We start from the raw sequence: 26,409 nt of genomic DNA on the forward strand, positions 1-26,409 counted from the left end.
TGAGCATTTCGAGCGAGCTTCCGACGCCGGATCGGCAAGCGCAGTAGCGCAGCGACGGCTCATTTCACGGCGCCGAAGGACAGGCCGCGCACCAGTTGTTTCTGGCTGATCCAGCCAAAGATCAGGATGGGCGCGCAGGCCAGCGTCGAGACGGCCGACAGCTTGGCCCAGAACAGTCCTTGGGGACTGGAGTAGGAGGCGATCAGCGCGGTCAGCGGCGCGGCGTTGGACGAGGTCAGATTCAGTGACCAGAAGGCCTCGTTCCAGCACAGGATCAGCGACAGCAGCATGGTCGAGGCGATGCCGCCCTTGGCGATCGGCAGCAGCACCCGGACGATTTCCTGGTAGGTGGTGGCGCCATCCAGGCGCGCGGCCTCGAGGATGTCCTTGGGAATGTCCTTGAAGTAGGTGTAGACCATCCAGACCACGATCGGCAGGTTGATCAGGGTGTAGACGGCGATCAGCAGCAGCCGGCTGTCGAGCAGTTCGAATTGCTTGGCCAGCAGGTAGATGGGTACCAGCACCCCGACCGCCGGCAGCATCTTGGTGGACAGCATCCACAAGAGCAGGCGCTGGGTGTGCTTGGTCTCGTGGAAGGCCATCGAGTAGGCCGCCGGTAGCGCCAGCAGCAGGCTGAGCAGGGTGGCACCAAAGGAGATCACCACCGAGTTCAGCGCGAAGTGGAAGTAGTCGCTACGCGCCTGGATGGTCAGGTAGTTCTCCAGCGTGGGCGTGAAGAAGAACTGCGGCGGCGTGGCGAAGGCGTCGATCTCGGTCTTGAAGCTGGTCAGCACCATCCAGAAGATCGGGAAGAACAGCACCAGGGCCACCAGCCAGGCGAGCAGGCCCAGCAGCAGGCTCTGCAGGCGCCGGGATTGCTTGAGCGTCAGCATGTCAGGGTCCTCACTGTTGGGTCAGGTTCTTGCCAAGCATCCGCACCAGGATGATGGCGGCGATGTTGGCGATGAGCACGGCGATCAGGCCGCCGGCGGAGGCCAGGCCGACGTCGAACTGCAGCAGGGCCTGGTTGTAGATCAGGTAGGCCAGGTTGGTGGAGGCGAAGCCCGGGCCGCCGCTGGTGGTGGTGTAGATCTCGGCGAACACCGACAGCAGGAAGATCGTCTCGATCATCACCACCACGGCGATGGGGCGCGCCAGGTGCGGCAGGGTCAGGTGCCAGAAGATGGCGAGCGGACCGGCACCGTCCAGGCGAGCCGCTTCCTTCTGCTCCTGGTCCAGCGACTGCATGGCGGTCATCAGGATGAGAATGGCGAAGGGCAGCCACTGCCAGGAGACGATCAGGATGATCGACAGCAGCGGATGGGTGGCCAGCCAGTCCACCGGGGTGGCGCCGAACAGCTTCCAGACCGCGGCGAGAATGCCGGAGACCGGATGGAAGATCAGGTTCTTCCAGATCAGGGCACTGACCGTGGGCATGATGAAGAAGGGCGAGATCAGCAGGACGCGGACGATGCCGCGGCCAAGGAACTCGCTGGCTTCCAGCAGCGCCGAGATCAGTACGCCGAAGACCACGCTGATCAGCAGCACGCTGCCCACCAGCAGCAGGGTATTGCTCATGCCGGGCCAGAAGCCGGCATCGGTGACGAAGTATTCGAAGTTCTCCAGGCCGACGAAGCCATGCTCGCCGGGATACAGCAGGTTGTAGCGGATCAGCGAGAACCAGATGGTCATGCCCAGGGGCACCAGCATCCACACCAGCAGCAAGGCCACCGAAGGACTGATCAGGAACCAGCCGGGACCGGCACGACGGCGTTGACGCCGGGCGGGTGCGGCAGGAGTTTCGACGGCAGGCGTCTTGAGGGTGGAGGTCTGCATGGCGATGCTCCGCAAGGCAGTGGGCCGTGACGAGGCACTGGCGTCTTGCGAGGCCAGTGGCGGATCAGGCAGGGAAAGCCGCTAGGCCGGGATCCGCGCGCGGCGGATCCCGGTATCCAGCGCTACTTAGGATAGCCGGCGCGCTTCATTTCCCGGGCGGTGGACTGCTGGGCCGCCTGCAGGGCCTGCTCGACCGACATCTGCCCGGTAAGGGCCGCGGCGAACAGCTTGCCCACCGAAGTGCCGATGGCCTGGAACTCGGGAATGGTCACGTACTGGATGCCCACATAGGGCACCGGCTTGGCCGAAGGGTGGGCCGGGTCGGCGTGCTGCAGCATGTCCAGGGAGACCTTGGCGAAGGGCGCCGCGTCCATGTAGGCCTGGCTGTAGGTGGACTTGCGGGTACCCGGCGGCACGTTGGCGATGCCGTCCTTGTCCGCGACCAGCTTGGCGTAGTCCTTGGAGGTAGCCCAGGTCACGAAGGTCTTGGCGGCATCCTTGTGCTTGGAGGAGGTTGGGATACCGAGGGACCAAGCGTACAGCCAGGAGGAGCCCTTGTCGGTGACCTCGCGCGGCGAGCCGGCGAAGCCGACGCTGTCGGCGACCTTGCTCTGGCTCTTGTCCATGGTGAAGGAGCCGGCGACGCTGGCATCGACCCAGATGGCGCACTTGCCGCTGTTGAACAGCGCCAGGTTTTCGTTGAAGCCGTTGCTGGAGGCGCCGGGCGGACCGTACTTCTTCATGTTGGTGACGTAGTAGTTGGCCGCCGCGGTCCATTCCGGACCGGTGAATTCCGGTTGCCACTTTTCATCGAACCAGCGCGCGCCGAAGGCGTTGGCCATGGTGGTGACCAGGGCCATGTTCTCGCCCCAGCCGGCCTTGCCTCTCAGGCAGAGACCGTACTGGTCCTTGTCCGGCTGATGCAGCTTGCCGGCGAACTCGGCGATCTGGGTCCAGGTGGGCTGGGCGGGCATGGTCAGGCCAGCCTGCTGGAACAGGTCCTTGCGGTAATAGGTGATGGAGCTTTCAGCGTAGAAGGGCAGCGCATAGAGGGTGCCCTTGACCGACAGGCCTTCGCGAACTGACGGGAAGAGGTCGTCCAGGTCGTAGTTGGCGGGCAGGTCCTTCATGGGCTCCAGCCAGTTCTGGGCGCCCCAGAGGCCGGTCTCGTACATGCCGATGGTCAGGACGTCGAACTGACCGCCCTGGGTGGCGATGTCGGTGGTCAGGCGCTGGCGCAGCACGTTTTCTTCGAGCACCACCCAGTTGAGCTTGATGTCGGGATGCTGTTCTTCGAAGGTCTTGGACAGCCGCTGCATGCGGATCATGTCACTGTTGTTGACGGTGGCGATGGTGACCGTTTCAGCGGCCTGAAGGGCCAGTGAAAAGGTCAGGCCTGCAGAGAGGGTGACAGCGGACAATAAAAGCGCTTTTGGTGTGGTTTTCATCTTGCACTCCGCGTCCCGTGCCAATGCAGCAGACGCTTTTCTTGTTGTTGTAACCCACTACGCGACCGGCTATTGCGGCCTTGGCAGCGGAAGCCTCGGACTGATTACAGCCCGTAGCCGCCTGGGAAACAAATGCTGGAAGACACCAAAATCGGTATTTTTTTGCACATCCCTTCCAGGCCGTGCGTTAACCTCCGGCAAGGGCGTCCGCTCTGCCTAGAGGCTTTCCGCCTTGACCTTGGTGATGCCGTCCTCGCGATAAAGCTGCAAGGTTCCGGGGGTAGATTCGATCACCCGTTCGTTTTCGATGAGGAAGGAATAGACCGGCGTCGCGCTACCCGGGGCGCGCAGGTTGCGATATTCGTAGACCACCAGGCGATCGAGCTGCGCGACTCGCTGCGGCGAGCCGAAACTCTGCCGGAGTTGCTCCTGGGTACGGCCGCCGAATTGCGAGGGGTCGGCCGGAGGAGAGGTAGGCGCCGAACTGCATGCCGACAGCGCGGCGAACAGGAGAAGGGACAGGCGTTTCATGACGGCTCCGCATGCAGGTCGAAAGGGCAGACGGGGTGAGCTGCCCATAGAACCAGACGGACCTGGAAAACGGCGATTCATTCCCTAGGCGGGATTAAAAATAATACGAATTGGAAGCCATCCGTCGACATCAATCGAACGGCCTAGAATACCCAGCGCTGTTCTTGAACAAAGGTCTGACGTTCGTTCAGCCAGCGGGCGCTATTGATAGGCTGTCGAGTGTCACGGGGCTGGGCGTCGGTTCTGCTAGGGAGAACCTCGGTACTTGCGACGGGAGCCTTGAGCGTAAGATCCGCCAGCTTGAGCGGCGGTACGGCGGGAAGGGTGGCAGCCTGGGCGTGAAGGGCTGCAAAGATCGCAATGACACTGGCCAGAATACGAATTCCCATTCCTTGGGTCTCCTGGTAGATCCGAAGCGCGAATCTACCATTACCCTGCCTATTTGGTTCCTTCTTAGTCTGACGTTACTGCGTAACTGTGATCCTGTTCGTCATCCTGAGTACCGGTCGGTCACACCACCGACAACCGGATGCCGAACCGTTCAGTCAACCGATAGCAGCTCGCGATGCTTGGCTGCCAGATAGGCGAAGAGCGGCGGGCAATCCGAGACCAGGCTGACCAAGGTTTGGCTGGCAGCGGGCTCTTGTCGCAACAGGACTTTTTCACCACGCGCATTGAGGTAGAGGGTGTATTCGGGCGTACTGGACTGGGCCATGAACCCCTCACCCATGAGCGCGCTACCCAGGGCCATCCGCTGCGGCAGGTCGCAGCTGCCTTGCCACTGGAAGGCACGGATGCCGAGGTTTTCCAGGGTTTCGGCGATGGGACAGTCGATCATCAGTGGCGGATGATCGAAGAGTGGGAATTCGCTCGACAACAGCTCCAGATGGCGCTCCAGACACTCGAAGTGCTTTCTGGGAATCAGTCGGCGCAACTGCTGCAACTGACCATTGCCGTGGAATAGCGAAGTTTGTGCGGTCATGGCGTCCTCCCGGTACATCGAGCGCTTGAATGTTCTGACCGGCTGCTGGCGGATTTGGTGCGGTCCGCTTCCACATTTCGCCGTATCGACTGCCAATACCCGACAGCCTGCAGCTTGCAGATGACATGGTGGTGACCGCCTGGTACTGGTAGAGCTTAAAGAGTAAGGACGGCGTCAATAAGGATTAGTCATATGTTCTATCGCTTTCCTCCTGGCACCTTAGGTAGCGCCAGTCTCGCCTATCAACGACCTTATCCAAATTCGCTGGCAGTTGCAGGCGGCGATATCGTTCAGCCGGTAATCGATGGCTCGCAAGAGATCACGGATATGCTGGGCTGGACATGGTGCAAAGCTGTGGATGGTCGTTCTGGTTGGGTGCCCAACGCCTGGTGCCAGCCTTGCGCCGATGGCTGGCAACTCAAGCGCGATTTCGCAGCCTTGGAATTGAATGTCCGCGAAGGCGACCAATTGAGATTGCATTACAGTGAGAGCGAATTTGTATTCTGTACCACTATGACTGGAGACACGGGTTGGTTGCCGGACGCCGTAATTCTGCTTGAGGACGATGACCTGGTGCCGTCCCGTATGGAGGATTTGCATCTTGGTTCCGAGCTGGCACCCTGGCGCTTTTCAACTGCTCCAGGAGTCTTCATGGTCAACATTGCCCCCGCCATCGCCGAACGCTACCGCGCCGTCCAGGAGATCGCCCAGGAAGCGGCGCAACTCGGCCTCGACTTCTATCACCGGCGCGGCGCGCTGCAGGTGGACCACAAGGGCAGCGACCTGCAGGACGTGGTGAGCATCGCCGACAAGACGCTGGAGGAGCTCATCCGCCAACGCCTGAGCGAACGCTTTCCAGAGGATGGCCTGCTGGGCGAGGAGGGCGGTGCAACCGATCTGGCTGCCCCCTATCTCTGGGTCATAGATCCCATCGACGGCACCGCGCCCTTTCTCAACGGACTGCACAATTGGTGCGTGTCCATCGGCCTGATGCACGAGGGGGAGCCCTTGCTCGGCGCGATCATGGATCCGAATCACGACGAACTCTTCCATGGCCTGCGGGGGCATGGTGCCTTCGTCAACGATCAGCCACTGCGTGTCCATCCCGCCACCGAGATCCGCCAGGGCTTGACCGGCCTGGGTACCACCCACAGACGTGGCAAGGAAAACTTCCTGCCCTTCGTGACCGGTCTGCTGGCCGAAGGCGGGCAGTTCTTTCGCAATGGCTCGGGCGCCCTGATGACCGCCTACGTCGCCGCCGGCCGGCTGATCGGCTATTACGAGACCCTGATCCATGGCTGGGACTGCCTGGCGGGCCTGGTCCTGATCCAGGAGGCGGGCGGCCGCCACAACGCCTTCCTGCGTAACGAGGGCCTGGTCAATGGCAATCCCCTGCTGGTGGCAGCGCCAGGGGTCTACGACCAGCTCGCCGCATTGGTAGGGCCTTCGCTGGACAAGTGAGCGGACAGTTCCGGCGGAACGAAGAGGCAAGAGGGCAGGTTGCCTGGCTATTACCGGTCACCTTGCCGCCGTCGGACGTGGCCGGTGTGACCGAAGCCAGGCGCCGCGTCCTAGCGCTGCTCTTTGCGATAGAGGCTCGGCTTCCAGTAGTCCTTCAGCAGCAGATGCAGTGGACCGCGCCAGCCGCGCTTGCGCAACTGCCAGGCGATCAGCACGTTCATGATGCCGTGTCCTAGCAACAGCACCGAGCCGTGGCGTTCGGCCAGTTCGATGAGTCGATCGGCCGCCTGGCCAGCGCGCACCGAAGAGCTGCCGATGGATTCGGTATGGGCGGCGAAGCTTAGGAACCAGGCGGATCTGAACAGCAGGCGCCAGGCCTTGACCGGCAGCCGCGGCGCATCGAGTTCCAGATAAGGCAGGTGCGCTTCGGCATAGACCTCATCGACCGGGCTGTCCGTGCGCCCCATCAGGTATTCCAGCGAGCGTACGCAACGTCCCAGGGGGCTGCTCACCACATAGCCCGCCTCCTGCGCCAGCCGCCGTGTTTCCACAGGCTCCTGGCCTGCCGGCACCGGCGCCTCCTGGTAGCGCGCGACCCAGTCCTTCATCTCCCGCGGGGTGCAGCGAGCCTTACTGGAAAGATCGGGTTTGCCGTGACGGACTAAAATGATGTGCATGGAAGGCGACCTGGGAAAGATGGTCACTAGACCGCAGTTATCAGCGTTCGTCTCGCACTGTCCCGCCCCGTAACGGTGATATCAAATTGCCACTTGTGCTGCTGGCTATGCCGCCTGGCTTGTTTATCTGGTAGAAGGTGATTGGGTTCACGAGCCTAGTGCCTGACTCGCTGGGTAGCAGGCTGCTTCGGGAAGTTGCCTGGGCGCCTGCTGCAACCCGCGTTGCCTAGTCAGAGACCGTCCAAGCACGTCGTCCATCCAAGGACAGGAAAGCATGAAAAGAATACTGTGCGCGTTGGCGCTGCTCGGTGTGCAGGTGCTGGGATCACCATTGGTGACTGCCGCGGAAGAGTCCCACGTCGCGCTGATCAAGAGCGTGTCGGGTAGCGTCAAGGTGTTGCGTCAGACGACGACCTTCCAGGCCCAGGCCGGCACCACCCTGCAGGTGGCCGATCGCTTGCAGGCGGGCCCGGAATCCACCGCGGCCATCGTCTTTCTCGACGGTACCCTGCTCACCCTGGGCAAAGACGCCGATGTGCAGCTGCGCGATTACCTGTTTGAACCCAAGAGCAGCCGTTATGGCTTCTCGGTCTACCTCACCAAAGGCGCGGCCATCTACTCGTCCGGCAAGATCGGCAAGGTCTCGCCCGACTCGGTGAAGATCGAGACGCCTTCCGCCACCATCGGCGTGCGTGGCACCCGCTTCCTGGTCCAGGCCCAATGAGCGCCGTGATCGCTGCCTCGTCCCAAGGTCGCCCGCTGCTAGGTGTTCTGCTGTCGGCGCTGGTGCTGGGCGGCTGTGCCAGCCCTCCGCTGCCCCAGACCAGGGTCACCCTGATGCCCGACGAGGATGGGCACGTCGGTGCCGTCTCCGTCACCAGCTCCGCCGGGCGCCAGGCAATCGACCAGGGCTTTGCCGAGGTTACGGTAGCCGGACCGAATCAGGCGCCGACTGCCGCGCAGTCAGTGGCCCAGCCGCTCTTCGAGCAGCAGCACCGCCAGGTGCTGGCGGCCCAGCCCTCGCCGCCAAAGACCTTCGTGCTCAACTTCCGGTCCGACAGCATGGAGCTGACACCTCAATCCAAAGCGCTGCTACCAGAGGTGCTGGACGCTGCGCGCCAGCGCATGCCTACCGAGATTTCGGTATTCGGCCACGCGGATGCGTCGGGTACGCCTTCCTACAATCTCGACCTCTCAGGGCAGCGCGCCCGCAAGGTGGCCGGTCTGCTACAGCGGCTCGATCCCAAGCTGCGTATCAACGTCGAGTTCTTCGGCGACACGGTGCCACTGGTGCCGTCTCGCCCGGGAAAGTCGGAACCGCGCAATCGCCGTGCCGAAGTCCTGATTCTCTAGGGTCTGGTGCATGAAATCCGTCACCCACCCGTTGCGTCGTCGTGCGCCCTGGATGTTCCTGGTCAGTCTGGGGCTGTCGCTGGCCTTTGGCTTCGCCGCCTTGCTGCAATGGACGCCACTGCAGTATCTCGACCGCCTCGCCTACGATCAGCTGAGTCGCTTTTCGGCCAGCGACGAGGAGGCGACCGGGGTACAGGTGGTCAGCATCGACGAAGCCAGCCTGGCGGCACTGGGCCAGTGGCCCTGGCCCCGCTATCGGGTAGCCGAGCTGCTCTCCCGCATCGCCGAAGCCGAGCCCGCCGCGATCGCCATCGACGTCTTGTTCAGCGAGCCGGACCGCACCTCGCTCAAGGCGTTGCAGCAGAGCTTCAAAGACGACTTCGGCATCGACCTGAGCTTTTCCGGCGTGCCTGCGGAGTTGCAGGACAACGACGGCTATCTTGGCTACGTCATGGGACAGACGGGGGCCATCGCCGCCCGCTTCTTCTTCCTCGATCTGCACCAGCCCGCTTCCAGCGGCCTACGGCCCGGGATTGGCTTCAGCGGTGCCCTCGACGCCCTGGCGCTGCCCGAGGCTACTGGCGCGCTGGACAACGTAGCCCCCATCGCCAGCCAGACGCGCTTTAGCGGCTTCATCAACAGCCAGCGTGACAGCGATGGCATCCTCAGGCGCACCCCCCTGCTGCTCAGTCACCAGGGCATCATCCATCCCAGTCTGGCCCTGGCCGCCACCATGCGCGCCCTGGGGCTGGCCGAGGGCGTGGTGGAGACCAGCGTCACCGGACCGGTGCTGCGGCTTGGCGATCACCGTCTGCCGCTCGACAGTCGAGGCCAGGCGCTGCTGCACCTGCACAGCACTGCCGAGCATTATCCAGAGGTCTCGGCGCTGGCGGTGCTCAGCGGCGCGGTGGCGCCCGCCAGACTCAAGGACAAGGTGGTCTTCGTCGGCGTATCTGCCGCGGGCTTCAATGATCTGCACACGACGGCCCTGGGCCAGACCTTTTCCGGCGTCAGGCTGCAGGCCGCCCTGACCCAGGACCTGCTGGACGACGCCTTGGTGCGGGTCCCCCAGTTCGCTGGAGTACTGCAACTGGCGTTGTGCCTGATCGGCGGCCTGTTGTTATCCGCCGGGTTTTTCTACAACCACAATCAGCGCCGCCTCGCCCTGTTGGCGGCAGCGTTGATCGTCCTGCCACAGCTGCTGGGCATCTGGCTGTTCGTGCGCTACGACGTCTTCCTGCCCCTGGCCGCACCCCTGCTGCTGGTGGCGATGCTTTCGGGCCTGGCGTTGGTCACCCGGATCATCCTGGCGCGCCAGTACGAAGAGCGCTGGCGCCGGCAACTGGAACGCTCACGCCAGGTCACCATCGAGTCGATGGCCGCGGTGGCCGAGACCCGGGATCCCGAGACCGGTGCCCATATCAAGCGCACCCAACACTATGTCCGTGCCATCGCCGAGCAGATGAGACGCACCGGTCAGGCGGCGGACCTGCTGACGCCGGACTATATCCAGCTGCTGTTCCTGTCCGCGCCGCTGCATGACATCGGCAAGGTCGGGGTGCCGGATGCCATCCTGCTCAAGCCCGGGCGGCTGACGCCCGAGGAAATGCAGGTGATGCAGCGGCACGCCGAATTCGGTCGCCAGATCATCCTCAGCACCGCCAGCCATCTGGAGGATGACAACTTCCTCGCCCTGGCCGCCGAGATCGCCAGTACCCACCACGAGAAATGGGACGGCAGCGGCTATCCCAACAGGCTGTCCGGTACAGACATTCCCTTGGCCGGGCGAATCATGGCGGTGGCCGACATCTACGATGCGCTGATCAGTCGTCGCTGCTACAAGGAGCCTTTCAGCCACGAAGACTCGCTGCAGATGATGCGCGAGATGCGTGGCAGCACCTTCGATCCCCAGGTGCTAGATGCCTTCCTGGCCATCGAGCCGCAGATCCTGACCATCGCCCAGCATTTTCGCGATGAAGGGGCGGGGGGAAGTCGGCGCCTGGTCTGAACGGGTGCGGCACCGACCGGACGGCGGTCCTGTACAGGGTGTTCGGATGCCGAATCGGAGATGCCCCATGGTCAGGAAGCGTCCCTCGCGTAACGGATCAAGCCTTCAGCCCTGGCACCAACTTCACGCAATTGGCCTTGACGCTGGGATAGGTCAGGCATTTCTTACCCAGCCGCTGCTGGGCGGGCTGGTCCTTGAGTTGTCGCGCAACATGGATCTTCTGCACGATGAACATTTCTTCGGAGCCGAAGTTCTGCTCGCCTTGATCGATCAAGGCGAGCGCACCCTGGGGATCGCCATTGTTCAGGCGTGCGGAAATCGCCAGCTCGTAAAGCTCCGGACTCGCCAGGCGCCAGTTCTCGATGGCCTGCAGGGTTGCCGCCGCCTGCTGCCGATTACCCTGGGCCAGGTGAAGATTAAAGGCTGCACGGCGGATGCCGGGTTGGTTGGCTACCGGTGATGACAGGGCACGTTCGACCAGGGCTTGAGCACCTCGCAGATCCTTGCGCTCCAGGGCCACATTGGCGCCATAGGCATCACGGTAGGCACTGAGTGCGGCCCGTACCCGAGGATCCTCACGCAGGTGCGACCAGCGCGAGCGCTCCACCTGGGCGCGCCGCTCGCCCTGATACTCCCGCTGCAGGTACTGGCGCAGGTCCTTATCACGTTGCATGGGCGACATGTGCGAGCGCTGCAGGTAGTCACTGGCTGTGGTAATGCTCACCAGCATGCCTTGATTGAGGAATGTCTGAGCTTCCTTGAACACTCTATTGACATCCAGCTTGGTAACCGCCGCCGTGAGGCCCAGCTGGCGTTCCTGAAGAAAGGTGGCCATCAGCGGGGTCTGCTTGCCCTGGTAGTCGTCCAGGCGTTGCAGGCTGTGGCTGGCGGCCCGCGGTGCATAGCCAGCACGGATCAGCAGGTCGACGCCGAGCAAATCTGCCTGATCCTCCTGGACGCGGCCCCAGGCCGTGTTCCAGACATTGTCGGAAAAGCTGTTGATCAAGGCGCTGTAGAGGAGGGTACGGTTGATGATCTTGCCGGTTTCTGCGGGATTCTTCTGGTTGAAGCGGACCTGATCGCCAGCGCGATCCATGCGGGTGTCGGCCACTGTCGCACCCAAGATCGCCAAGGTCGCCATGCGAGTGACGTTCTCTTTCTGCTGGATGAACGCCTTACGGCGATCATGGTGCCGCAGCAGAACGTGGCTCATTTCATGAGCCAGCATGGCGGCGATTTCATCTTCGCTGGCGACGTTTTCCAACATCCCCAGGGGCACGAAGATGTTGCCGTAAGGATCGGCCGAAGGGCCGAAGGCGTAACTATCGACCAGGCCGATCTTGAGGGGTGGCATCTCACCCGGCCAGCCCCGCCCGAGTTTTTGCACGATGCCATCCAGATACTCCTCTAGCGGAGCAATGGCGACGAGGTTCTGCTGGCGCACCTCATTGGCTGGAAGACTGTGGCCGTCGTAGCTGAGGCGCAGGTTTTCGACGTGCCGGGCATCGAGCGTGCGGTGGGCTCGCACATCCGGTTGATCCAGATAGTGGCCGTCGAAGGTGGCATACGTATGCTTTCCTGACAGATTGGCCAGGGCATCGGGCGCACCGGTGAGCGTCCCACATCCGCTCAGCGCAAGGCAGCCAAAGAGCAGCGGTAGGACAGCGCGGGCGGTGTTCATCGCTACTCCTTGGCGCAGCCGGCGCCGTAGCCCAAGGTGGCCCCACTGCTGCGGTCGGCCGTGCCACTGGCGAGCTTGGCGCACGGCATCTTTACCTCTGCGCCCTGGTTCAGGCGCACGTCCATCCGGTCCAGCCAGACTCGCCGACCATCTAGTTGTACCTCAACCAGATCCAATTCATTGGTGGACAAGACCGGTAGCGGCAGCTGGGGCAGGCGATCCCGAGACAGGCTACCCAAGGGTTTGCCGAGTGGGTCGAGCAGGCTCAAGGGGTCGCTCTCGATCGCCACGACCGTGAGGGGAGCGGCCTGAAGCTCAAGCGATACCACGAGAATTGCGCTGGTGAGCCACGCTTTGATCATGATTGTTCTCCTTGCCGGATGTGATCTCGGGTCTCCGCCCGAGCTTCTAGGTGATTGCGAAAAAGGGTGAGGCTGAGCAGTCCCAGACCGACCACGTTGAGCGGCGTCAGGCTCAGCAGGTAGCAGACGGCCATGGCGGCCAACAGGAGGATTGCCAGCACCGTTCTCAGGTAGAGCCTAGTGAACCAACCTTGCTCGCGAACCAGGACGATGGCGAGGATGGCGGCTGCAAACACCAGGCCGACGATACTGATGACATCCAGTGAGGTATCGCCCAGGCTTGGCGGGTCTCGGTAGTAGTCGGCCTGTAACGTAATGAGATTGTCCAAGGCCATGGCGTGCTGATAGACCGCCGGGATCTGTCCGTGAACCGGTGAATGGATGCGATCCGCCGCCCCCGTGATGTCGGCACCCACCAGAACCAGGCGCCCTTGTAATACGCTGCGCAGCAGCGCCCGCTCCTCGGGCAGGGTCGTTTCCAGTTCCGCTGCATTCAGGGTGAGGGTATAGGGGCAGGGCAGGGTCGCGGGAGTGGAGAAGCGCCAGAACAGCGCCGTCAGCACCATCTGGAAGGTCTCCGCCAGGGCACTGGAGCGCAGTTGGCAATGCTGGCTGTTGCTGAGCAAAGGCTGCTGGCTAGCCGTATGCAGTCCCCATTGCACGGCGATGGGAGGCGCATCCGCTGCCATCTCACGCAGCTCGCAAGTCTGGCGTTGACAGTATTCCTGATAGAGCGCTTGGGCAGGTGTAGGCAGCGGCTGACCGTCGCTGCCGGTTACGGTGAGGGGATAGCGGTCCCCCTGGTCATCCCATTGGATGATGGCCGGCTTCGTCACCTTCGCCAGCTCAGACAGGGTATCCGCCTGATTCGTCTGCGGGAGCGTCTGCCCGGTGCTGGCGAGTAACACTGGAATGTCCTGCTGGGCATAGCGGGCGAAGACGTTGGCTAGTACCTGCGGCGTCTCGTTCGCCCGGGAGTGATCATGGCTATACAGCAGGTCGACGAATACCGCCTGGGGCCGATAATGCAGCAGCCGCGCCAACACCTTGGCCTGTTCCTGATAAGGCAGAGGCCAATGCAGATCGTGCCGAAGCAGAAAGGCATCGTCCAGCAACAGCAAAACGATCTGTTGCTGGCCGCGATCGGAGTAGAAGGCCGACAGCAGTCGATTGAAGAATTGTTCGCTGGCCTTGTCCGTGGCGCTGGACAAGCCCAAGGGATCACAGGCCAGGATCAGCAGCCCTAGTACGCCTAGCAGCAGCCCACGACGCAGACGGGTCATGGACCTTGGTGGCATTCCTTGGCACATCAAAACGTTCCTTGTTTCAAGCGAGAGCAACTCTGCGGCAATGGAGGGCTTTTTGCAAATTGCGTCACGTTTTTCGTCTGGGAGTAGCTTGCCCGCTCTCTTGTCTTTGCTCCAGCCCTGGTACCCATGTTCCGCCAGTGTATTGGATGCAATGGATCAGGCAGCTTTTGCCTGAAGTGCACCCAGCTCCTGCAACTTCACGGAACCGCAGCCTAGAGCGCACGGACGCCAATGGGTAACGTTCGCGTATATTTATGATACTAATTTGCATTTACAGATAGGACATCATCTCATAGTCTTTCAGCCCGCCGCTGGCGGCGTTGGATGCAGGTCCATGGACCCGGGAGCCGGGTCTGTCGAGTCCTTACGTGGGGTATGGACGGACCGCTTCCATTCTGAGGACGAACCTAGATGCAGCACTTCACTCTTCGCGCCCTGGCGCTCTCCGTTTCCCTGGGCGTGACAGCCTTGGCCCAGGCCGCACCCATCGCCCTGTCGCAACCGGCGCAGCCGCTGGCCGATGCCCTGCAGAGCTTTGCGCGTGCCAGCGGCCTGAAGGTGAACTACGATCCCGCGGCCCTGGCCGGCAAAGGTGCGCCGGCGCTGTCGGGGCGGATGGAGCCGGATGTCGCCCTGCAGCGTCTGCTGGCGGGCAGTGGCCTGGCGGCCTCGGTCAGCGGCTCGGTCGCTACCGTCGCGCCGGTATCCACCCACGCGGAGACTGGCAGCGTGACCCTGGATGCCACCACTATCAGTGCGGACGACGGCTCCCTTACTGGTCGAGCGACCACCGAAGGGACCCGCTCCTATACCACCGGCGCCATGAGCACCTCCACCGGGCTGCCCCTGTCGATCCGCGAGACGCCCCAGTCGGTCAGTGTCATCACCCGACAGCGCATGGAAGACCAGGGCATGACCGATCTCAACGATGTGGTCCGCTACGCGCCGGGGGTGACGCTGAACAAGTTCGGCGGCGACCGCCAGGAATTCCTCGCGCGCGGCTTCCGTATCGACAACATCATGTACGACGGCCTGCCCACCACGGCCGGGACCTTCACCCTCGACACCCTGTCCTCGGCGGACCTGTCCATCTACGACCGGGTCGAGGTGGTGCGCGGCGCGACCGGCCTGATGACCGGTGCTGGCGACCCTTCGGCGACCCTGAATCTGGTGCGCAAGCGCCCGACCGCCTTTCCGCAGGTCAGCGTCACCACCAGCGCCGGCAGCTGGGATCGCTACCGTACCGAGGTCGACGCCTCCAACAAGCTGAATGAAGCTGGCACCCTGCGCGGTCGCGCCGTGGCTGCCTATGAAGACAGCAACAGCTTCCAGGACGTCCGCGAGCGCAAACGCCAGACCTTCTATGGTGTCCTTGAAGCGGATCTCAGCGACGCTACCACCTGGACCATCGGCGCCTCCAAGCAGCGCGAGGACAAGACCTCCGACTGGGGCAGCCTGCCCAGCGGTCCCAATGGCGAGGACCTGCACCTGTCACGCTCCACCTTCCTGAGCGGCGACTGGGCGTACTGGGATCAGGACACCTACACCCTGTTCTCGGACATCACCCACACCTTCGACAACGGCTGGAAGGCCAAGCTGGCAGCGCAGCAGGTCTGGGCGAATTCGGATACCTATTCCAATTACCTGACCTCTGTAGCGCCGGACTTCAGCTATTCCTCCGTCAGCGATCTGGCCACCGCCTCCGGTGCCTATCGGACGGATTCCGACCAGCTCAACCTCGATGCCTCGGTGAGCGGCCCCTTCCAGTTGCTGGGTCGAGAGCATGAGTTGATGGTGGGCATCAGTCGGCGTCAGGAAAAGTTCTACCAGCGCGGGGGCTTTTCCGGCGCAACCCCGGTCGACATCTACAACTTCCGTCCCAGCAGCATTCCCAAGCCGGCCAAGGACAGCTTGACGCCTTACGCCAGCAAGAACACCACCACCGAGGAAGCGATTTACGCTGCTGCGCGTCTCAATCCGATCGATCCCCTGCACGTCATCGTTGGGGGACGCGTCAGCTGGTACGACTTCGACAATCTCTACAGTGACAACGACTACAAGGCCACACGCGAATTCACGCCCTATGCCGGCATCATCTATGACCTGAACGACACCTACTCGGTGTATGCCAGCTATACCGAGATCTTCAAGCCGCAAAGCGAGCAGAACACCGGAGGTTCGGTACTTGAACCCCGGACCGGCAAAAGCTACGAGATCGGGCTGAAGGGCGCCTATTTCGATGGCGCCTTGAACGCTTCCGTCGCGCTCTTCGACACCGTCCAGGAAAATCGCGCCTACCTGCCGAGCAACCAGGCGACCTTCTGCCCGGGCTATCCGGTGCAAAGCTGCTACACCGCCGCTGGCGAGGTTCGCAGTCGCGGCATAGATGCGGAAATCTCCGGTCAATTCGCACCCAACTGGCAGGCGTCGGCGGCCTATACCCTGGTGCTGAGCGAGTTCACGAAAGACGCTGTTTACGAAGACCGCCGCTTCGCGCCGGAGCAGCCCAAGCACCTGTTCAAGGCCGCCACCAGCTATCAGCTCACCGGCGAGCTGAGCAAGTGGCGCATTGGCGCCGATCTGCTGGCCCAGAGCGGGACCTTCGAGCGTGTCGGTAATGGCGAAGCCAAACAGGATAGCTATGCGCTGGTGGGCGTGATGGCGGGCTATCGTTTCAACGAGCACTGGGATGGTCGCGTCAACTTCAACAACATCTTCGACGAGAAATACTGGCAGGGCATTCCAACGGGCACTGGTACCGGCGTCTACGGCGATCCCCGCAACGTCATGCTCAGCCTGAAGTGGACCCTCTGATCCCGCGACTCCGTTAGCGGGCTCACGCTTCGCCCTTGTCCGACCCACCGGACTTGGGCGAAGCTGCGGACTTCTGCGAAGGAGTGCCGCCCATGTCCAGCCCGATCGTCCATCTGGAACGCTATGCTGATCGCCATGCCGAGGGTCTCGCTGCCCTCTATGGCGATCCGGCCGTGGCGCGGCAGGTGCTGCAGCTACCCTATCAGAGCGCCGAACAATGGCGGCAGCGTCTGAGCGGCGAGCGCGAAGGGCGGATAGGATTGGTCGCCCTGCGGCAGGGGCAGGTGGTGGGTCGCGCCAGTCTCGAACAGCAGCAGCGCATTCGCCGCCAGCACTGTGGCGCCCTCGGCATGGGCGTGGCCCGGGATTGCCAGGGGCAGGGCATAGGTACCCAGCTGCTGACGGCCCTGCTCGACCTCGCCGACAACTGGATGAATCTGCAACGGGTCGAACTGACCGTCTTCAGCGACAACGAGCCGGCCCTGGCGCTCTATCGCAAGCTGGGTTTCGAAGAAGAAGGGCTGCTGCGGCGCTATGCCCTGCGCGATGGGGTGTTCGTCGACGCCTACAGCATGGCGCGCTTCAAACCCTGATCGCGGTGTATGAGAGAAACTTGAGTTCACCACAAGAAACCTGAGTTTGTTTCATGGGTCATGCGCGATGACAATCTTCACCTTGTCTGGTGGAGGTGTGCAATGGTCAAGATTCATTCCCAGAGTTCCGCGCGGCGCGAGCAACAGGGTGACGCGTCCCTGGCGACGATGGCGTCTCTCGACGATTGCGACCGGGCCGCCCTGATCGCCCAGGGACGTCAGCAGCGTCAGCAGGCGTGGCGCGCCCAGCAGGCCGCGGGTTGTGAGTGGCTCGCAGTAGGCGACTTCGGCTGGGGCGATCGGGTTCTGGCGCATTCGTATCTGGTCGGCGCCGCCACTCGCACCGAGGCGGCAGACGATCTGGGATTCGCCGGCCCCTGTCAGGTCCCGGTATTCACCGCGGACCAGTCCTTTGCCATCGGCTGGGAGCAGCTGTTCGACGAGGTCGCCGAGGCCCAGGCGCTCGGTCTGCTGGTCAAGCCGGTGATCCTCGGACCCCTGAGCTATCTATGGCTCGGTCGCTCGCTCGATCCGGCCTTCGATCGCCTCGAACTGCTGGAAGCGTTGCTGCCGGTCTACGGCGAGATCTTCGCGCGGTTGGCCGCCCAGGGCGTGGAATGGATCCAGATCGACGAGCCGCTGCTGACGCTGGAACTGCCGCTGGCCTGGCGTACCGCCTTCGAAAGAGCCTACAACCTGCTGCAACGCGAGCCGCTGAAGAAGCTGCTGGGTGTGCGTCATGGTGAGTTGATCGAGAACCTGGGGTTGGCTGCCGGTCTGCCGCTGGAGGGGCTGCATGTCGATTGGCCACGGTCGGTCCAGGCCCAGCAGGGGCTGCTCGATCGGCTGCCGGCCTACAAGACGCTGTCGCTGGGCTTGGTCGAAGAGACTGAAGCCGGACCCGTAGGCCAGCAACGGCGGCTGCACTTCGTTCGCCAGGCCGGCGAACGCCTGCAGGAGCGCCTCTGGTTGTCACCCGCGGTCCTTTCCAGGGACGCCGACGCGACGCAGGCCGATGCGGTGGCGGCCGAATTCGCCTGCCTGGTGCGGGCCGCTCGCCAGGCCGCCATAGGCAGGCCAGCAGTGCGCCCGGAAAGGCCTTGGTCGGCGATAGAGGTGGCCCTGGCGAAGCTAGGCGCTGCCCAGTCCCACCTGGTAACGTCCTGAGCTAGCGGTGAGCGGTCAGCAGCAGGCCGCCTGCGCCGGCAAAGAAGGCGCCGGTGGCCTGGTTGAGGCGGCGCACTCCGCGGGGCCCGCGGATGAAGCGGCGGATCTGCCGGCCGAACAGGCCATAGATGAAGGCCGCGACCATTTCCGCTAACAAGTGGGTACCACCCAGGTAGACGAATTGTTGGGTGGTCGGCTGGGTGGGGTCGATGAATTGCGGAAAGACCGCGGCGAACAGCAGGATCGCCTTGGGGTTGCTGATGCCGATGAGAAATTCCTGCAGCATCAACCGATGCAGCGCGCGTGGTTGCGCTGCGCCGTTCTCGCTCAGGTCCAGGCCGTCGAAGGCCCGGCTGCGCCAGCTCTTCACGCCCAGGTAGAGCAGATAGAACGCGCCGATCCACTTGATGACGGTAAAGGCCGTTTCCGAGGCCAGCAGCATGGCGCCCAGGCCCACCGCCGAAATCACCAGGAAGATCACGAAGGCCACATTGCGACCCAGGGCCGCCAGTCCCGCCGTCACCGCGCCGTGACGGATGCCATTGCCGAGCGAGCAGAAGTTGTTGGGGCCGGGTGTCAGGGCGATGAGCAGGGCGACCGGAAAGAACAGCAGGGCATCGACGAGATTCATGGCGGTCGCCTGGTGCGCCGCGAGGGCGCCGAAGAGGAGGGGTGGTCGGCTATTTAAACCGTCTTTCCACGCCTTTCTCCACCAGAATCTTCGCCGAGATCTCCTCTACGGAAAAATGCGTGGTGTTGATGAAGGAGATGTTCTCGCGGCGGAACAGACTCTCCACCTCGCGCAGTTCGAATTCGCACTGGGCGAAGCTCGCATAGCGGCTGTTCGGCCGGCGCTCGTGGCGAATCGCCGCCAGCCGCTCGGCGTCGATGGTCAGGCCGAACAGCTTGTCGCGATAGGTCTTGAGCGAGGCAGGGAGTTGCAGGCGCTCCATGTCCTCTTCGGTCAGCGGATAGTTCGCCGCGCGGATGCCGTATTGCAGCGCCATATAGAGGCAGGTCGGCGTCTTGCCGCAGCGCGAGACCCCCACCAGGATCAGATCGGCCTGGGCATAGTGGGTCGTGCGGGCGCCGTCGTCGTTTTCGAGTGCGAAATTGACGGCCTCGATCCGCTCCATGTAGTGACTATTGTGCATGATCGAATGTGACTTCCCTACCGAATACGAAGATTCGGCGGAAAGTTCCCGTTCGAGCGGGGATAAAAACGTGGAGAAGATGTCGATCATGAACCCGTTCGACTGGTCCAGAATGGCCCGGATGTCGCGGTTGACGATGGTATCGAAGATGATGGGTCGCGCACCGTCCTGGACGGCGGCGGCATTGATCTGCTGTACCATCGCCCTGGCCTTGTCCAGCGTATCCACGTAGGGGCGGGTGACCTTCCTGAAGGTGATGTCCCCGAACTGGGCCAGGAGGCTCTGACCGAGGGTTTCGGCCGTGATGCCGGTACCGTCGGAAATGAAAAAGGCGGTTCGTTGCATGGAGGGACGTCCTGGTGGCGTACGGGGCAGGGATCGCTGCACTGTAACCTACCGCCGTCCACTGTCCATGGGGCGAGCGCCGAGGCGTACTGCTTTCCCACAAAGACACAAGATGGAGAGAAGACCTTGGACGAGTATGTAATTTCACTGGAGCAGCTTGGCGTGCACGACGTCGAGCGCGTGGGCGGCAAGAACGCATCCCTCGGCGAGATGATCGCCAACCTGGCCAACGCGGGCGTCTCCGTGCCGGGCGGGTTCGCCACCACGGCCCAGGCCTATCGCGATTTCCTTGAGCAGAGTGGGCTGAACGAGCGTATCCACGCGGCCCTCGATGCCCTGGATGTCGATGACGTCGTCGCCCTGGCCAAGACCGGCGCCCAGATCCGCCAGTGGGTAATGGACGCGCCTTTCCCCGAGCGCCTGGACGCCGAAATCCGCCGGGCCTTCGCCGAGATCTCGGCAGGCAACCCCAATCTCGCTGTCGCCGTACGCTCCTCGGCGACCGCCGAAGACCTGCCGGATGCCTCCTTCGCCGGTCAGCAGGAAACCTTCCTCAATATCCGCGGCGTCGACAACGTCATCCGCGCGGCCAAGGAAGTCTTCGCCTCCCTCTTCAATGACCGCGCCATCGCCTACCGCGTGCACCAGGGCTTCGATCACAAGCTGGTCGCCCTGTCCGCCGGCGTGCAGCGCATGGTGCGTTCGGAAACCGGCGCCGCTGGCGTGCTCTTCACCCTGGATACCGAATCCGGTTTCCGCGATGCGGTCTTCGTCACCGCTGCCTATGGCCTGGGCGAGACCGTGGTGCAGGGCGCGGTGAACCCGGACGAATTCTATGTCCACAAGCCCACCCTGGAAGCCGGTCGCCCGGCCATCCTCAGACGCAACCTGGGCAGCAAGGCCATCAAGATGGTCTATGGCGAAGAAGCCAAGGCCGGTCGCTCCGTGCGCACCGTCGATGTCGAGCCCGCGGATCGCGCGCGTTTCTCCATCACCGATGCCGAGGTCACCGAACTGTCCAAGCAGGCGCTGATCATCGAGCGTCACTATGGTCGGCCGATGGACATCGAATGGGCCAAAGACGGCGACGACGGCAAGCTCTACATCGTCCAGGCGCGCCCGGAAACGGTGAAGAGCCGGGCCAGCGCCACCGTCATGGAGCGCTACCTGCTCAAGGACAAGGGCCTGGTGCTGGTGGAAGGCCGCGCCATCGGCCAGCGCATCGGCGCCGGCAAGGTCAAGATCATCCGCGACGTGAGCGAGATGGATCGTGTCCAGCCCGGTGACGTCCTGGTCTCCGACATGACCGATCCCGACTGGGAGCCGGTGATGAAGCGCGCCAGCGCCATCGTCACCAACCGCGGCGGCCGTACCTGCCACGCCGCCATCATCGCCCGCGAGCTGGGGATCCCGGCCGTGGTCGGTTGCGGCAACGCCACCAGCCTGCTCAAGGACGGCCAGACCGTCACCGTCTCCTGTGCCGAAGGTGACACCGGCCTGATCTACGAAGGCGAACTGGACTTCGACATCCGCCAGAGCTCGGTGGATGCCATGCCCGAGCTGCCATTCAAGATCATGATGAACGTCGGTAACCCCGACCGCGCCTTCGACTTCGCCCAGCTGCCCAATGCTGGCGTGGGCCTGGCCCGCCTGGAATTCATCATCAACCGCATGATCGGCGTGCACCCCAAGGCGCTGCTCAACTACGACAGCCTGCCCTTCGAGGTGAAGGAAAGCGTCGACAAGCGCATCGCCGGTTACTCGGATCCGGTCGGCTTCTATGTCGAAAAGCTGGTGGAAGGGGTGTCCACCCTGGCCGCCGCCTTCTGGCCGAAAAAGGTCATCGTGCGCCTATCGGACTTCAAGTCCAACGAGTACGCCAATCTGATCGGCGGCAAACTCTACGAACCTGAGGAAGAGAACCCCATGCTGGGCTTCCGCGGTGCCTCTCGCTACATCAGCGAGAACTTCCGCGATTGCTTCGAGCTGGAATGCCGCGCCATGAAGAAGGTGCGCGAAGAGATGGGCCTGACCAACGTCGAGCTCATGGTGCCCTTCGTGCGCACCCTGGACGAGGCGGCGCGGGTGGTCGAGCTGCTCGGCGAGAACGGCCTCAAGCGCGGTGAGAACGACCTGCGCGTCATCATGATGTGCGAGCTGCCCTCCAACGCCCTGTTGGCGGACGAGTTCCTCGAGCACTTCGACGGCTTCTCCATCGGCTCCAACGATCTGACCCAGCTCACCCTGGGCCTGGATCGGGACTCCGGCATCATTGCCCACCTGTTCGACGAGCGTAATCCGGCGGTCAAGAAGCTGCTGGCCAATGCCATCGCGGCCTGTAACCGGGCCGGTAAGTACATCGGCATCTGCGGTCAGGGTCCCTCGGACCACCCGGACCTGGCCAAGTGGCTGATGGAGCAGGGCATCGAGAGCGTGTCTCTCAACCCCGACTCCGTGCTCGACACCTGGTTCTTCCTGGCTGAAGGCAACGCCTGATCCCAGGGGTCACCCTGCCTGCCTGAGGCAGGGTGACTCTTTCCAGGATTAATCCCCCATTCCCCACGAGCGTGGCCCTGCCCAGCTGGAGTCACGTTCGCCGGATCGCCTCACCACACGGGGGCAGGATCCTTGCACGAGACACCAGATGCAGCAGTACGACAGTGATGTGGAACAGGGCCTCGTCTATGGCTATCTCCTCGACGGCCGCGGTGGTGGACGGCGCCTGAGTCGCCGTGAACTGGCCGAGGTCGAGCCGGGTCCCGGCGAGGTGCTGTGGCTGCACTGGGATCGCAGTGTGCCCGAGGCCCAGGCCTGGCTCCGGCAATCCAGTGGTCTGAGCGAATTCGCCTGCGATCTGCTGCTGGAAGAAGCGACCCGCCCACGCCTGGTCAATCAGCCCGACGACAGCCTCCTGCTGTTCCTGCGCGGGGTGAACCTCAATCCTGGCGCCGTGCCCGAAGACATGGTGTCGCTGCGGGTATTCGTCGATAAACGCCGGGTGATCTCGCTGCGCATGAGGCCCATGAAGGCTGCCGCCGAAGTCCAAGAGGACCTGGAGGCGGGCATCGGCGCCCAGAATGCCGAGGAGCTGGTGCTCTACCTCGCCAGCTACATGACCAGTCGGGTCGATGACCTGGTGCGTGGCCTGTCCGATCAACTCGATAGTCTCGAGGAGCAGGTCGACCAGGACGAGGGCAGCCTGCCCGACCATGCCCAGGTGCTAACCCTCAGGCGCCGCGCCACCGGGCTGCGCCGTTATCTGGCCCCGCAGCGTGACATCTATGGCGATCTGGCTCGTGGCAAGCCGGCCTGGTTCGTCGAGGCGGCCAGTCAGGGTTACTGGAGCGAATTGCACAACAGTCTGGTGCGCAACCTGGAAGAGCTCGAGGTCATGCGCGAGCGGGTCGCGCTGCTGCAGGACGCCGAGCAACGGGCGACCACGGAAAAGACCAACCGCACCCTCTATCTGCTGGCCATCATCACCGGCTTCTTTCTGCCCATCAGCTTCATCACCGGTCTGCTCGGGATGAACATGGGGGGCATGCCGGGTTCGTCATCCGCCTTCGGCTTCGTGGCCGCCTGCCTACTGATCGGCGCGGTGGCGGTCTTCCAGGTCTGGCTGTTTCGCCGACTGCGCTGGCTGTGACCCGTCTCCACCTCGCTGCGTCAAGAGGAAACGACCAGCGAGGTGCCTATGCACGATCCCTTCGAAGCGTCCCTCAAGGCGCTCCTCAATACCCCGGCCAATGCTCAGGACGAGGAGGGCGATGATCAGGCACGATTGCATCGTGTGCTCAAGACCGCCAATCGTCAGGTGGGCGCGGGTGCGCTGTTCGATCTGATCGGGCGGCACTGGGCATCGGCGCTGCTGCTGGCACTGGGCAACGGCGCCCCTCATCTGAAGCCGCGCTCGCGCCGTACCGCACGTAGCGAATCTTCCCCGGAGATCCTGAAGTAGATGGAATTCGATATCTGGACCCAGAGTCTGCTGTCCGCCATGACCACCCTGTGGAGCAAGGTGGCCGGCTTCATTCCCAACGTCTTCGGTGCCCTGGTGGTGATCCTGGCGGGCTTCGCGGTCGCCAAGATTCTCGACACCGTGCTGTCGAAGGTCCTCGCCAAGCTCGGCCTGGACCGTGTGCTCGCCGGTGCCGGCGTGACCAAGCAACTGGCCAAGATCGGCATGCGCATGCCGGTCACCACTTTGATCGGCCGGATCGTCTACTGGTTCGTCCTGCTGGTGTTCCTGGTGTCGGCGGCCGAGTCCCTGGGTTTGCAGCGCGTTTCCTCCACCCTGGACGTCATGGCGCTCTATGTGCCCAAGATCTTTGGCGCCGCCCTGGTGCTCATCGTCGGGGTGCTGCTGGCGCAACTGGTCAGCGGCCTGGTCCACGGCGCCGCCGAGGGCGTCGGCCTGGATTACGCCGCAGGGCTGGGGCGTCTGGCCCAGGGCCTGGTCATCATCATTGCGATCTCGGTCGCGGTCGGTCAGCTGGAGATAAAGACCGAACTGCTGAACCTGGTCATCGCCATCGTGCTCACCGCCTTCGCCCTGGCTGCAGCCCTGGCCCTGGGGCTGGGTAGCCGGGGACTGGTGTCGCAGATTCTGGCCGGTATCTACGTGCGCGAACTCTACGAAGTCGGCCAGTGGGTGACCTTGGCGGACGTCGAAGGCGAGATCGAGGAGATCGGTACTGCCAAGACCCTCATCATGACCGAAGAGGGCGACATCGTTTCGGTTCCGAACCGTCTATTGCTGGAGGCTCAGGTCCGCAGCCGCTGACAGGCGTCGCGGAGATGGCTATCATGCCCGCCACTTTTTGGTAGCCAATTCCGTCTTGAACAAGCCTGCCCCTCATGCCTACGATCCGACCACGCTCAGCGATGAAGAGCTGGTCCAGCGCGCGCATGGTGAACTCTTCCACGTGACGCGAGCCTACGAAGAACTGATGCGCCGCTATCAGCGCACCCTGTTCAACGTCTGCGCCCGTTACCTGGGGAACGACCGGGATGCCGACGATGTCTGCCAGGAGATCATGCTGAAGGTGCTTTACGGTTTGAAGAATTTCGAGGGGAAATCGAAATTCAAGACCTGGCTGTACAGCATCACCTACAACGAGTGCATCACTCAGTACCGCAAGGAACGCCGCAAGCGGCGGCTGGTGGAGGCATTAAGTCTGGATCCGATGGAGGAAGCCTCCGAGGAACGGGCGCCGAAGCTGGAAGAAAAGGGAGGGATGGATCGCTGGCTGGTCCATGTGGGGCAGGTCGATCGGGAGATCCTGGTGCTGCGTTTCGTCGCGGAGCTGGAGTTCCAGGAGATAGCCGACATCATGCACATGGGGCTCAGCGCCACCAAGATGCGATACAAGCGGGCACTCGACAAACTGCGTGACAAGTTCGCAGCTGAAGTTGAGGGCTGACCGGATGTGTCAGCTGTAAGTTTTTGAACTTCACGAAAACTTGTTGTCGAAGCCTCCGGAGATTGCCGGAATTAGTACCACTAAAATGGGGATACAAAGGATGAAACTGAAGAGCACCTTGGGCGTCGTGATCGGCTCCCTGCTGGCAAGCGCCTCGCTGAGCGCCCTGGCACAAGGTCAAGGCGCCGTCGAGACTGAGCTGTTCGGCAGCCGTCTGTTCACCGACAGCCAGCGCAACATGACCAACGCTGACCTGTACGGCGGTTCCGTTGGCTACTTCCTGACCGACGACGTTGAGCTGGCGTTGTCCTACGGTGAGTACCACAACGCTCGTGGCGACCGCGACCTGGGCCACAAGAACATCAAGGGCAGCCTGGCCGCTCTGGATGCCTACTACCACTTCGGTCAGCCCGGCGTCGGCCTGCGTCCGTACGTGTCCGGTGGTTTCGCTCACCAGTCCATCAGCAACCGCGACATCAACGAAGGTGGTCGTGATCACTCCACCTACGCCAACCTGGGTGCCGGCCTGAAGTACTACTTCACCGAGAACCTGTATGCCCGTACCGGCGTACAAGCCAACTACAACATCGACTACGGCGACACCGAGTGGAGCGCTGCTGTTGGTGTTGGTCTGAACTTCGGTGGTTCCACCAAGAAAGAAGTCGCTCCGGCTCCGGCTCCGGCCCCCGTTGCTGACGTCTGCACCGATTCCGACAACGATGGCGTTTGCGACAACGTCGACAAGTGCCCGAACACCCCGGCCAACGTCACCGTTGACGCTACCGGCTGCCCGGCTGCCGCTGAAACCGTTCGCGTCGAGCTGGACGTGAAGTTCGATTTCGACAAGGCCGTGGTCAAGCCCAACAGCTACGCCGACATCAAGAACCTGGCTGACTTCATGCAGCAGTACCCGCAGACCTCGACTACCGTTGAAGGCCACACCGACTCCGTCGGCACTGACGCCTACAACCAGAAGCTGTCCGAGCGTCGTGCCAACGCCGTGCGTAACGTGCTGGTCAACCAGTACGGCGTGCAGGGCGGCCGTGTGAACGCTGTTGGTTACGGTGAGTCCCGCCCGGTTGCTGACAACGCTACCGAAGCCGGTCGCGCTGTTAACCGTCGCGTAGAAGCCGAAGTCGAAGCTCAGGCCAAGTAATCTGCCTGATCCAGACGTGAAAAAGCCCGCCTAGTGCGGGCTTTTTCATGCCTGACGTTCTTGGCGTCAGACGTAGATCCAGGCACTGCAGGCATAAAAAACCCCGCC

The 26,409-nt window shown here is 62.9% G+C and carries 25 protein-coding genes; 13 read left to right on the forward strand and 12 right to left on the reverse strand.

From position 1 onward, the window contains the following. Positions 1–59: 59 nt before the first annotated feature. From AX284_RS10595 to AX284_RS10620, 6 genes are all read right to left on the reverse strand, one after another. A complete protein-coding gene (locus AX284_RS10595) occupies positions 60–893 on the reverse strand; it encodes a carbohydrate ABC transporter permease (RefSeq protein WP_064306664.1) in 834 nt (277 codons plus the stop codon). A 10-nt stretch (positions 894–903) separates the two neighbouring features. Then, positions 904–1,836 (reverse strand): carbohydrate ABC transporter permease, encoded by a 933-nt coding sequence (locus tag AX284_RS10600; RefSeq protein ID WP_064306663.1) that lies wholly within the window; start codon positions 1,834–1,836, stop codon positions 904–906. Positions 1,837–1,958: 122 nt separating this feature from the next. Further along, on the reverse strand, positions 1,959–3,284 hold the full coding sequence (locus tag AX284_RS10605) for an ABC transporter substrate-binding protein (protein ID WP_068385265.1): 1,326 nt from the start codon (positions 3,282–3,284) through the stop codon (positions 1,959–1,961). A gap of 216 nt (positions 3,285–3,500) precedes the next feature. Then, entirely contained in the window at positions 3,501–3,815 is a 315-nt protein-coding gene (locus tag AX284_RS10610) for a hypothetical protein (RefSeq protein ID WP_064306661.1), read from the reverse strand. 143 nt (positions 3,816–3,958) lie between these two features. Next, entirely contained in the window at positions 3,959–4,204 is a 246-nt protein-coding gene (locus tag AX284_RS10615; RefSeq protein ID WP_068385268.1) for a hypothetical protein, read from the reverse strand. 152 nt (positions 4,205–4,356) lie between these two features. Continuing rightward, a complete protein-coding gene (locus AX284_RS10620) occupies positions 4,357–4,797 on the reverse strand; it encodes a hypothetical protein (RefSeq protein WP_017638913.1) in 441 nt (146 codons plus the stop codon). A gap of 651 nt (positions 4,798–5,448) precedes the next feature. On the opposite strand from AX284_RS10620, the gene AX284_RS10630 reads away from it, so the two are divergent. Continuing rightward, positions 5,449–6,258, forward strand: a complete 810-nt coding sequence (locus tag AX284_RS10630) for an inositol monophosphatase family protein (RefSeq protein ID WP_068385275.1) — start codon at positions 5,449–5,451, stop codon at positions 6,256–6,258. Between the two features lie 110 nt (positions 6,259–6,368). On the opposite strand, the gene AX284_RS10635 is transcribed toward AX284_RS10630, so the two are convergent. Then, positions 6,369–6,935, reverse strand: coding sequence for a histidine phosphatase family protein (locus AX284_RS10635; protein ID WP_068385278.1), 567 nt, complete (start codon positions 6,933–6,935; stop codon positions 6,369–6,371). Between the two features lie 274 nt (positions 6,936–7,209). Here AX284_RS10635 and AX284_RS10640 point away from each other — a divergent pair, with 274 nt between their 5' ends. The 3 genes from AX284_RS10640 to AX284_RS10650 are packed head-to-tail and all read left to right on the forward strand — an operon-like array spanning position 7,210 to position 10,296. Beyond that, complete coding sequence (locus AX284_RS10640) at positions 7,210–7,659, forward strand: FecR family protein (RefSeq protein WP_068385281.1); 450 nt, start codon at positions 7,210–7,212, stop codon at positions 7,657–7,659. Next, positions 7,656–8,288 (forward strand): OmpA family protein, encoded by a 633-nt coding sequence (locus AX284_RS10645; RefSeq protein ID WP_068385284.1) that lies wholly within the window; start codon positions 7,656–7,658, stop codon positions 8,286–8,288. The genes AX284_RS10640 and AX284_RS10645 overlap by 4 nt, the downstream gene beginning before the upstream one ends. Positions 8,289–8,298: 10 nt before the next feature. Continuing rightward, positions 8,299–10,296: a CHASE2 domain-containing protein gene (locus tag AX284_RS10650; RefSeq protein WP_236712161.1), complete on the forward strand. Its 1,998-nt coding sequence runs from the start codon at positions 8,299–8,301 to the stop codon at positions 10,294–10,296. 97 nt (positions 10,297–10,393) lie between these two features. On the opposite strand, the gene AX284_RS10655 is transcribed toward AX284_RS10650, so the two are convergent. From AX284_RS10655 to AX284_RS10665, 3 genes are read right to left on the reverse strand one after another with little or no spacing between them, the layout of a single operon-like run. Beyond that, the gene (locus AX284_RS10655) at positions 10,394–11,977 is read right to left on the reverse strand and encodes a M48 family metallopeptidase (protein ID WP_068385289.1); all 1,584 of its coding nucleotides are present in this window, start codon (positions 11,975–11,977) and stop codon (positions 10,394–10,396) included. A 2-nt stretch (positions 11,978–11,979) separates the two neighbouring features. Then, a complete protein-coding gene (locus tag AX284_RS10660; protein ID WP_017638906.1) occupies positions 11,980–12,339 on the reverse strand; it encodes a hypothetical protein in 360 nt (119 codons plus the stop codon). Beyond that, positions 12,336–13,550, reverse strand: coding sequence for a CHASE2 domain-containing protein (locus AX284_RS10665; protein ID WP_160329278.1), 1,215 nt, complete (start codon positions 13,548–13,550; stop codon positions 12,336–12,338). The genes AX284_RS10660 and AX284_RS10665 overlap by 4 nt, the downstream gene beginning before the upstream one ends. 510 nt (positions 13,551–14,060) lie before the next feature. On the opposite strand from AX284_RS10665, the gene AX284_RS10670 reads away from it, so the two are divergent. The 3 genes from AX284_RS10670 to AX284_RS10680 all read left to right on the forward strand — a co-directional run bounded on the left by AX284_RS10670 (position 14,061) and on the right by AX284_RS10680 (position 18,223). Then, the gene (locus AX284_RS10670; RefSeq protein WP_017638904.1) at positions 14,061–16,463 is read left to right on the forward strand and encodes a TonB-dependent siderophore receptor; all 2,403 of its coding nucleotides are present in this window, start codon (positions 14,061–14,063) and stop codon (positions 16,461–16,463) included. Positions 16,464–16,555: 92 nt separating this feature from the next. Continuing rightward, entirely contained in the window at positions 16,556–17,056 is a 501-nt protein-coding gene (locus AX284_RS10675; protein ID WP_068385295.1) for a GNAT family N-acetyltransferase, read from the forward strand. Between the two features lie 102 nt (positions 17,057–17,158). Further along, positions 17,159–18,223 (forward strand): 5-methyltetrahydropteroyltriglutamate--homocysteine methyltransferase, encoded by a 1,065-nt coding sequence (locus AX284_RS10680; protein ID WP_068385298.1) that lies wholly within the window; start codon positions 17,159–17,161, stop codon positions 18,221–18,223. A gap of 1 nt (position 18,224) precedes the next feature. Here AX284_RS10680 and AX284_RS10685 read toward each other — a convergent pair whose 3' ends face one another. Both AX284_RS10685 and ppsR read right to left on the reverse strand, forming a co-directional pair. Next, positions 18,225–18,854 (reverse strand): LysE family translocator, encoded by a 630-nt coding sequence (locus AX284_RS10685; protein ID WP_068385301.1) that lies wholly within the window; start codon positions 18,852–18,854, stop codon positions 18,225–18,227. A 49-nt stretch (positions 18,855–18,903) separates the two neighbouring features. Next, positions 18,904–19,722, reverse strand: a complete 819-nt coding sequence (gene ppsR, locus AX284_RS10690) for a posphoenolpyruvate synthetase regulatory kinase/phosphorylase PpsR (RefSeq protein ID WP_058767088.1) — start codon at positions 19,720–19,722, stop codon at positions 18,904–18,906. A gap of 126 nt (positions 19,723–19,848) precedes the next feature. On the opposite strand from ppsR, the gene ppsA reads away from it, so the two are divergent. From ppsA to AX284_RS10720, 6 genes are all read left to right on the forward strand, one after another. Then, positions 19,849–22,218 carry a phosphoenolpyruvate synthase gene (gene ppsA / locus AX284_RS10695; protein WP_026083586.1) on the forward strand — a complete coding sequence of 790 codons (2,370 nt, stop codon included), beginning with the start codon at positions 19,849–19,851 and terminating at the stop codon, positions 22,216–22,218. A 148-nt stretch (positions 22,219–22,366) separates the two neighbouring features. Then, positions 22,367–23,368 carry a zinc transporter ZntB gene (locus tag AX284_RS10700; protein WP_068385304.1) on the forward strand — a complete coding sequence of 334 codons (1,002 nt, stop codon included), beginning with the start codon at positions 22,367–22,369 and terminating at the stop codon, positions 23,366–23,368. Positions 23,369–23,416: 48 nt separating this feature from the next. Further along, positions 23,417–23,680 carry a hypothetical protein gene (locus AX284_RS10705; RefSeq protein ID WP_017638897.1) on the forward strand — a complete coding sequence of 88 codons (264 nt, stop codon included), beginning with the start codon at positions 23,417–23,419 and terminating at the stop codon, positions 23,678–23,680. Next, positions 23,681–24,505 (forward strand): mechanosensitive ion channel family protein, encoded by an 825-nt coding sequence (locus AX284_RS10710; RefSeq protein ID WP_017638896.1) that lies wholly within the window; start codon positions 23,681–23,683, stop codon positions 24,503–24,505. A gap of 55 nt (positions 24,506–24,560) precedes the next feature. After that, entirely contained in the window at positions 24,561–25,145 is a 585-nt protein-coding gene (gene sigX, locus AX284_RS10715) for an RNA polymerase sigma factor SigX (protein ID WP_007159259.1), read from the forward strand. Between the two features lie 100 nt (positions 25,146–25,245). Continuing rightward, positions 25,246–26,301 carry an OmpA family protein gene (locus AX284_RS10720; protein ID WP_017638894.1) on the forward strand — a complete coding sequence of 352 codons (1,056 nt, stop codon included), beginning with the start codon at positions 25,246–25,248 and terminating at the stop codon, positions 26,299–26,301. The last annotated feature ends 108 nt before the right edge of the window (positions 26,302–26,409 follow it).

Source organism: Pseudomonas sp. HUK17 (assembly GCF_001566765.1).

What these genes read in the sequence shown, in the direction of transcription:
- AX284_RS10595 (WP_064306664.1), bottom strand. Translation starts at nt 893, where the DNA reads ATGCTGACGCTCAAGCAATCCCGGCGCCTGCAGAGCCTGCTGCTGGGC.
- AX284_RS10600 (WP_064306663.1), bottom strand. Translation starts at nt 1,836, where the DNA reads ATGCAGACCTCCACCCTCAAGACGCCTGCCGTCGAAACTCCTGCCGCA.
- AX284_RS10605 (WP_068385265.1), bottom strand. Translation starts at nt 3,284, where the DNA reads ATGAAAACCACACCAAAAGCGCTTTTATTGTCCGCTGTCACCCTCTCT.
- AX284_RS10610 (WP_064306661.1), bottom strand. Translation starts at nt 3,815, where the DNA reads ATGAAACGCCTGTCCCTTCTCCTGTTCGCCGCGCTGTCGGCATGCAGT.
- AX284_RS10615 (WP_068385268.1), bottom strand. Translation starts at nt 4,204, where the DNA reads ATGGGAATTCGTATTCTGGCCAGTGTCATTGCGATCTTTGCAGCCCTT.
- AX284_RS10620 (WP_017638913.1), bottom strand. Translation starts at nt 4,797, where the DNA reads ATGACCGCACAAACTTCGCTATTCCACGGCAATGGTCAGTTGCAGCAG.
- AX284_RS10630 (WP_068385275.1), top strand. Translation starts at nt 5,449, where the DNA reads ATGGTCAACATTGCCCCCGCCATCGCCGAACGCTACCGCGCCGTCCAG.
- AX284_RS10635 (WP_068385278.1), bottom strand. Translation starts at nt 6,935, where the DNA reads ATGCACATCATTTTAGTCCGTCACGGCAAACCCGATCTTTCCAGTAAG.
- AX284_RS10640 (WP_068385281.1), top strand. Translation starts at nt 7,210, where the DNA reads ATGAAAAGAATACTGTGCGCGTTGGCGCTGCTCGGTGTGCAGGTGCTG.
- AX284_RS10645 (WP_068385284.1), top strand. Translation starts at nt 7,656, where the DNA reads ATGAGCGCCGTGATCGCTGCCTCGTCCCAAGGTCGCCCGCTGCTAGGT.
- AX284_RS10650 (WP_236712161.1), top strand. Translation starts at nt 8,299, where the DNA reads ATGAAATCCGTCACCCACCCGTTGCGTCGTCGTGCGCCCTGGATGTTC.
- AX284_RS10655 (WP_068385289.1), bottom strand. Translation starts at nt 11,977, where the DNA reads ATGAACACCGCCCGCGCTGTCCTACCGCTGCTCTTTGGCTGCCTTGCG.
- AX284_RS10660 (WP_017638906.1), bottom strand. Translation starts at nt 12,339, where the DNA reads ATGATCAAAGCGTGGCTCACCAGCGCAATTCTCGTGGTATCGCTTGAG.
- AX284_RS10670 (WP_017638904.1), top strand. Translation starts at nt 14,061, where the DNA reads ATGCAGCACTTCACTCTTCGCGCCCTGGCGCTCTCCGTTTCCCTGGGC.
- AX284_RS10675 (WP_068385295.1), top strand. Translation starts at nt 16,556, where the DNA reads ATGTCCAGCCCGATCGTCCATCTGGAACGCTATGCTGATCGCCATGCC.
- AX284_RS10680 (WP_068385298.1), top strand. Translation starts at nt 17,159, where the DNA reads ATGGTCAAGATTCATTCCCAGAGTTCCGCGCGGCGCGAGCAACAGGGT.
- AX284_RS10685 (WP_068385301.1), bottom strand. Translation starts at nt 18,854, where the DNA reads ATGAATCTCGTCGATGCCCTGCTGTTCTTTCCGGTCGCCCTGCTCATC.
- ppsR (WP_058767088.1), bottom strand. Translation starts at nt 19,722, where the DNA reads ATGCAACGAACCGCCTTTTTCATTTCCGACGGTACCGGCATCACGGCC.
- AX284_RS10700 (WP_068385304.1), top strand. Translation starts at nt 22,367, where the DNA reads ATGCAGCAGTACGACAGTGATGTGGAACAGGGCCTCGTCTATGGCTAT.
- AX284_RS10705 (WP_017638897.1), top strand. Translation starts at nt 23,417, where the DNA reads ATGCACGATCCCTTCGAAGCGTCCCTCAAGGCGCTCCTCAATACCCCG.
- AX284_RS10710 (WP_017638896.1), top strand. Translation starts at nt 23,681, where the DNA reads ATGGAATTCGATATCTGGACCCAGAGTCTGCTGTCCGCCATGACCACC.
- AX284_RS10720 (WP_017638894.1), top strand. Translation starts at nt 25,246, where the DNA reads ATGAAACTGAAGAGCACCTTGGGCGTCGTGATCGGCTCCCTGCTGGCA.